The sequence below is a fragment of the Halorubrum sp. AJ67 genome, from assembly GCF_000513435.1.
This window is the reverse complement of sequence record NZ_CBVY010000009.1, coordinates 64,695-66,813: the sequence shown is the minus strand read 5'-3', so window position 1 is coordinate 66,813 and position 2,119 is coordinate 64,695. Positions and strand designations below refer to the sequence as shown.

Sequence of the window (2,119 nt, the reverse complement as noted above, 5' to 3'; positions counted from 1 at the left end):
GGCCCGAGAGCCGCGTCGGATCCGGCGGCGTCGCGGCGGCGTACGTCCTCTTCGCTCTCCCGGGCTTCTGGGTCGGGGGAATGCTCTTTTCGTTCACTGTCGACGGCCGACTGGACCCGCCGCCGTTCGTCTTCGAACATCTGCTCCCGATCGGACTGACGTTCGCCGCGCTGCTCGGCGGCTACGTCAGCTACTCCCGCGCTCACTCGCGGGAGTACGCCACGGCGGAGTTCGTCTCGCTCGTCAGGGCCAAGGGCGCGTCGGGGTACCGCGTCGCCGCCCACGTCCTTCGGAACGCCGCGATCCCGTTCTTCTCGATGCTTTTCACCGAGGCGCTGGGACTGCTCGTCCTCTCGACGTTCGTGATCGAGGCCCTGTTCGGCATCGAGGGCTTCGGACTCCTGTTGTTGCGGGCGGTCGCCGACCGCGACCTCCCGGTGCTGCTCGGCGGGACCGTCGTCGTCATCGGCGTCGGCGTGTTCGGGAACGTCGTCCAGGACATGGCGTACGGCTACCTCGACCGCGGGTCGAGATGGGCTGAGGACTCGCTCGGACCGGCCTACGGCGTGATGCCCGTGTCCTCGCCGGGCGTCGCGATCTTCTCCGGTTCGAGTTCGAGGATGTGTTCGCCGCAGCTCTCACACCGGATCGCGACCACCTCGTGGGCCATACAGCAGGACTCGACGGTGTCCGCGGTCGCGGCGACCTCGCCGCCGCAGACCGGACACGAGGACAGGAACGACCGGAGCGACTGGAGGATAGAGAGCCGCTGTTCGGCCGGCACGTCGAGCCACCGATCGGTGCGCTCGACGAGGGCGAGATGCGACGCCACGTCCGCGAGGTACGCGCCGTCGCCCGGCCACTTCCGAACGCGCCGCAGGACGGTCACCGCGGGGTACTCCCTGTCCTCGAAGGCGACGTCGTCCGGACTCACGCCGAACATCTCCGCGAGCGTCTCCGCCCGCACGTCCTCCCGTTCGAGCGACGAGACGCGCGACTCGACCGCCTCGGCGAAGCTCTCTTCGAAGACGAGGTCCGCGCCGTCGTCGGTCGGCTTGACGACGCCGATGTCGAGGAGGAATTCGGTCGGATCCACGGCGTTCTCGCGCTGGTCTTGAATCCGTTCCACCGTCTCGAACTCGGGTTCGTCGCCCGCGGGGGAGTCGTGGTCGGTCTCGTCCGTGGACCGGTCCTCGGACTCGTCCGCGGACTGATCGGAGTTGTCGTCCGCGGACCCGTCGGAAACTTCGGCGGCGGACCGCTCGGCGACCTCGCTCGTCCCCTCGGCGGTCCGGTCCGCCTCGAACGTGGTCACCGTCACCTCGTCGGACCCTCCCGTCGACGCCCTCTCCCACCCGTCTCGGGGGCCTTCGGGGGCCTTTCCGAACAGGCGGAGCACGCGGTCGGGGAGGTACCGCTTCGTGAGTTCCGGCGTTCCGGGGACCAGGTAGCCTCGGTAGTAGATGCTCCCTAGCGACGCGACCAGCACGGCCGCCGCGACCACCGGCCCGAACACTGCGGCCGCCGCGGTCAGCGCCGCGGCGAGGACCACGTTCAGCACGGTACACGGGACGCAGCGGTTCTCCCCGGTGTACTCCGGTTCGCGGATCCTGTCTCGCAACGACGTGCCACGGGAGCTCATACCTAGGGATACCCCCGGAGCGACAAAAGCAGATGGTATCTCGGATCACACCACCCGTAGACCGCCCGCAGGCCCCCGCAGACCGCCCGCCGACGGGACTCATTCTCGGTCAGTCGCGGGCGTCGCCCGGCTCCTCGCGTCGCGTGGACTCCGCGCCGCGAGCATCGGAGTCGCGGTCCTCGGTGGCCTCCAGTCCATCGGTCCCGGACGGACGCCCGGCCGCTCGATCGTCGATCGAGCGTTCGTACCGCTCGATCTGCTCCACGTGAAGCGAGTGGATCATGTCGGCGAGGACGCCGAACACGAGCAGCTGGATCCCGAGGATGATCGCGCCGACCGCGCCGACGGCGATCACCTCGTGGCTGACGCCGAACGCGAGGTACCGATACAGCACGAACGCCGCCATCGCCGCCCCCGACGCCGTCGACGCCACGCCGGCGCTGCCGAAGTAGAACAGCGGGTTGTTCGTCTTCGCCT

General features: G+C 69.3%; 1 protein-coding gene and 2 pseudogenes. 1 reads left to right on the top strand and 2 read right to left on the bottom strand.

Annotation, left to right across the window (positions count from 1 at the left end):
- Positions 1-80: 80 nt before the first annotated feature.
- A pseudogene (locus BN903_RS18600) lies at positions 81-470 on the top strand (ABC transporter permease subunit); the annotation flags it as partial.
- 89 nt (positions 471-559) lie between these two features.
- Here BN903_RS18600 and BN903_RS09235 read toward each other — a convergent pair.
- Together BN903_RS09235 and BN903_RS09230 are read right to left on the bottom strand one after the other, a co-directional pair.
- A complete protein-coding gene (locus tag BN903_RS09235) occupies positions 560-1,642 on the bottom strand; it encodes a hypothetical protein (protein WP_048077456.1) in 1,083 nt (360 codons plus the stop codon).
- 109 nt (positions 1,643-1,751) lie between these two features.
- Positions 1,752-2,119: pseudogene (locus tag BN903_RS09230) on the bottom strand (TIGR04182 family glycosyltransferase); the annotation flags it as partial.

What these genes read in the sequence shown, in the direction of transcription:
- BN903_RS09235 (WP_048077456.1), bottom strand. Translation starts at nt 1,642, where the DNA reads ATGAGCTCCCGTGGCACGTCGTTGCGAGACAGGATCCGCGAACCGGAG.